Here is a 3,297-nt window from a genome sequence, read left to right as displayed (position 1 = left end):
TTAAACGGTGTAAGCTCTTGATACAGCTTTAACAGTTGGGTATAAATATAAGCTCTCCAGCCATTCATTATTGTCATAAGTTATAATTAAATCCGCACCATCAAAACCATGATATAAAGTATCTAATAAACAATTAAGTTTAATGTGATCCTCTTCTTTGTAATAACATCGATATAGTGAAGAGGCTTTATTGACATATGGGGGATCAATAAAAATAGTAGTTTGATCCCACCAATAACTCTCTTCAATCATTTCACAAGCATCCTGATTAGTTATCGTTACTTGGTCTGAAAAGGAATGTAATTTTTCTATTCGTCTTATTAGTTCATCTGGATTCCACCTAGAAGTTAATTGTTGCGGTGTACCTTTCTTTCCTCCCAGTGGATTAGCATTATATATTCCGGAATAAGCTAACCTGTTAACAATCAAAGTATTCCATGCTGCCTCAACGATGTTTATTTTGTCAAAGTCCTTCTTAATAGTAAGTTGTGCTTTGTAAAAATCCTCATGTGAAGGAGTATATGTTTTCAATCGTTCCGTTAAAGCAAATGGCATATTAAAAATTACCCAATAAAGGGCGTATACACCAAAATCCTTATCATTTATATGTAAGTGGTTAATAACGCCCGCTTCTAACAATGCGAATTCTACACTTCCACCACCTGTATATGGTGAAACAAAGTGATTCATTTTTTTCTTATCGAGTTGATTATATATGTAATTGACCATTTTACTCTTACCACCAGGATAACGTAAAGGTGAGAGTCTCTTTCTAAACTTAATAGTAGATGCAATGGATTCGTTTTTTCCAGAGGAATCTTCTAATATAAGTAAATACCTTCCTGTATCCTTTTGATTAACTAAAGTAAACCCATCACATTCCTCACACCAATATCCAGTTTTATCTTTATTAAAGGTAAGAGCCTCTACTTCATCATTATAACAATACTGACATTTAAAATTTTTTATCATAATCAAACTCCTTTAAAAAACTATATATGGTTGTATTATAACCATATACGGTTTAAAATGGTAGTAGAAACAGCATAGAAAGGATCTTTTTATGAAGAAAACAATTGATAATTTTATGACGGTTTCAGAAGCAGCTGAAAGGTGGGGTGTTCCTGCCGATACTATAAGAAACTATTTAAAACCATCAAATAAAAAAAAATGGCAAAAAACAGAAAAAATGATTGAACTCGGCTTGTTAAAATACCACCAAAGTAAATTTGATACCAAAAAAGAGTGGATACTTTCAAAGGACGCAATGGAAGTTTGGTTTGGTGTGGAAAAGAAGGATGCGGAGTAACATTCAAAATTAGAAAGAGGGAACAATTTGTGAGTTTTTTTAATAAGAGGTTAGGAACTGTAAGGCTATTAGTACATCTACCAATGGCATTTTTATCTATTTTCATTTATGTTTTCCTACTCACTTCTTTAATATTGGTTACAAACCTACTTGTAGGAAAAATTGTTAACATGTGCTCTATTCATTCTATTATTTATTTCATATGAATTTTATCTAAGAAAAACAAATAATTTTTATGTTTATCCTATTACTTCAAATGAATATGAGGAAATCAAAGATAGGCACTTAATACATTACACTAATTCCATATCTGATGAAGACTATCAGTATTTTTTACAAACAGGTAAAATTAGATTGAAAGCTAAAATTAGTGCCAAGACAAATTATGTAATGAAATTTAAAAATAAAAGAAAAAACTACATATGGTTTCATCAAGAGGAACAAAATATGGAGCCAAATTTCAATTCTTATTACTTTTCACATATGCATGAAAATTCACCTAGAAAGTATAAAGTTATTATTAGAGTTTCCGATCTTGAGAAGGAGAGAATGCTAGTTCGACCAAGTAACAATAACGTAATAATAATGAACGACTTAGAGGTTCCAGGAATCATTTATACAAAGTATAATTCATATAATACAAAATTCTACTTAAAAAAATGTTTAATGATAATAAAGTTATTTAAAAATATAGTTTCAAACCCTTATGACTACGTTATCCGTATCAGCCATATTCATAATAAAGTTGTTTAACAAATTGTATTCAAGAAGGAACTAGGAAAGGGGTTTAAATAATCATGGGAAAATTCAAAAATGAAGATTTAGTAATTATTATGGAAGGAAAATATAAAGATGTTATTGGTAAAGTGGTTGATAATGAAGCACCTTTAATGTGGGTTATGCTATCTACAACAAATGAAATCGCAAATGTTCATGAAAATCATATGGAGAAATTAAATCTTGTTATGAAGGAAGAAGATTTCAAGGAATACGAAAAACTTATTAAAGGATTGAATGTAGATATAAAGACAATCTAAGTTGCTGGTACAAGTCAGAAATTAAACGACTTTAATATCTATTTTTAATAACTATATTATTTTTCAACAACTTTATTATTTGTGTACAAAAAATTAATTATTGGTGGATTATTAGGCTATATTCATCCTAAAGTTTGGCTATCTTCACTTCATCAAACGTACGGAATAGTAGTTGATTTTCTTTTAAAATTTTATAAAGGAGAAAGGAAAAAGAAAGAGCTTAATTATAAAATATAAAGTTTAAAAAACCTTGGCTTTTGAAAAATCATATTCAGGGAATTACAAACTTTGCACCCACTAATAGAAGAAAGGAAGTCAGATTGTGTTTTCAAAAAAAACTAAAAATGCAGAAATAATTTTTACAATAGGAGAAACAAAAATAGCAACTAAAATTAATATTGAGAGTGCAACAGAAAAAGCAGATTTGAATGGAGATAAAAATAACCCAAACAAAGATATTAACCACATTTCATTAATAGTTAAGGCTTCAGATAAAATAAAAAAAGATTTAGGTATAGTAATTCAGGATCTCAATCCTTCAGTAGAAGTGCGTTATTTATAATAAATAACAAATAATTAAACAAAAAGGGTGATTTAATGTTTTTTGAACCAACCTTAGATCATACAATTATTCATATGAAAATCAAGTGCTTTAATAAAAGTTGTGATAATGTGATTGACTTTTCATATTCAGAGGATTTCTCTCCTAGAATGGTAGGCGAATGTCCGAAGTGTGGGACTGAGTATTCTCGTAAAATACATGGGTTAAAAGATTCTGAAATTATTAGTAGAACAGAGCAACCAGTTTATCGTTAAGTAAGTCAAAGTAACAACGAAAAAAATTACTTATGGATGTTACGTTCACGAAGTGACTTTATTGTACTTTTTAAACAGCTATTTTATTTTTAATCATCTTTATTATTTCTAAACAAAGGGGCTGTCCGAAAAGTC

Annotated in this window: 5 protein-coding genes; 4 read left to right on the top strand and 1 reads right to left on the bottom strand. The window is 29.2% G+C overall.

Features of this window, described 5'->3' with window-relative positions; genetic code table 11:
- Entirely contained in the window at positions 1-972 is a 972-nt protein-coding gene (locus B3N22_RS19420) for a DNA adenine methylase (RefSeq protein WP_144545505.1), read from the bottom strand.
- A gap of 91 nt (positions 973-1,063) precedes the next feature.
- Between B3N22_RS19420 and B3N22_RS19415 the strand changes: the two genes are divergently transcribed.
- The 4 genes from B3N22_RS19415 to B3N22_RS19400 all read left to right on the top strand — a co-directional run bounded on the left by B3N22_RS19415 (position 1,064) and on the right by B3N22_RS19400 (position 3,162).
- Complete coding sequence (locus B3N22_RS19415; protein ID WP_144545503.1) at positions 1,064-1,309, top strand: helix-turn-helix domain-containing protein; 246 nt, start codon at positions 1,064-1,066, stop codon at positions 1,307-1,309.
- Positions 1,310-2,106: 797 nt separating this feature from the next.
- The gene (locus B3N22_RS19410) at positions 2,107-2,346 is read left to right on the top strand and encodes a hypothetical protein (protein ID WP_144545501.1); all 240 of its coding nucleotides are present in this window, start codon (positions 2,107-2,109) and stop codon (positions 2,344-2,346) included.
- A gap of 322 nt (positions 2,347-2,668) precedes the next feature.
- On the top strand, positions 2,669-2,908 hold the full coding sequence (locus tag B3N22_RS19405; protein WP_144545499.1) for a hypothetical protein: 240 nt from the start codon (positions 2,669-2,671) through the stop codon (positions 2,906-2,908).
- 35 nt (positions 2,909-2,943) lie between these two features.
- Positions 2,944-3,162 carry a hypothetical protein gene (locus B3N22_RS19400; RefSeq protein ID WP_144545497.1) on the top strand — a complete coding sequence of 73 codons (219 nt, stop codon included), beginning with the start codon at positions 2,944-2,946 and terminating at the stop codon, positions 3,160-3,162.
- The last annotated feature ends 135 nt before the right edge of the window (positions 3,163-3,297 follow it).

The sequence above is a fragment of the Clostridium sp. UBA1652 genome (assembly GCF_002320975.1).
GTDB classification, from domain to species: domain Bacteria; phylum Bacillota; class Clostridia; order Clostridiales; family Clostridiaceae; genus Clostridium_T; species Clostridium_T intestinale.
This window is presented reverse-complemented; position numbering and strand designations above follow the sequence as displayed.

What these genes read in the sequence shown, in the direction of transcription:
- B3N22_RS19410 (WP_144545501.1), top strand. Translation starts at nt 2,107, where the DNA reads ATGGGAAAATTCAAAAATGAAGATTTAGTAATTATTATGGAAGGAAAA.
- B3N22_RS19415 (WP_144545503.1), top strand. Translation starts at nt 1,064, where the DNA reads ATGAAGAAAACAATTGATAATTTTATGACGGTTTCAGAAGCAGCTGAA.
- B3N22_RS19420 (WP_144545505.1), bottom strand. Translation starts at nt 972, where the DNA reads ATGATAAAAAATTTTAAATGTCAGTATTGTTATAATGATGAAGTAGAG.
- B3N22_RS19400 (WP_144545497.1), top strand. Translation starts at nt 2,944, where the DNA reads ATGTTTTTTGAACCAACCTTAGATCATACAATTATTCATATGAAAATC.